The following is a 229-nucleotide window of genomic DNA, read 5'->3' as shown; positions in this document are numbered from 1 at the left end:
GCGGGCCGCTCTCGCAGGTCGACTGTATCGTGCGGCCATCGAGGATGACCGCGCTGGGCTGTCCCCGACGGCCCTGTGCCACGCGTATCACCGAGCGCAGGTCGCTCACCATGCTCTCAAAGCAGCCCGCCTGCAACCACCGTTGAGTCTGCTGATACACCAGCTCCCACGGCGGGAAATCATTGGGCAGCATCCTCCACGGCGCGCCGGCACGAGCCATCCAGCGCAA

General features: G+C 66.8%; 1 protein-coding gene. It reads right to left on the bottom strand.

What is annotated here, in order from left to right; translation table 11 throughout:
• On the bottom strand, positions 1-229 hold a 229-nt coding region (locus tag AB3X89_RS40880), incomplete at both ends, for a transposase (RefSeq protein ID WP_368588132.1).

Source organism: Paraburkholderia sp. BR14320, from assembly GCF_040948665.1.
Taxonomy (GTDB): domain Bacteria; phylum Pseudomonadota; class Gammaproteobacteria; order Burkholderiales; family Burkholderiaceae; genus Paraburkholderia; species Paraburkholderia youngii.
This window is presented reverse-complemented; position numbering and strand designations above follow the sequence as displayed.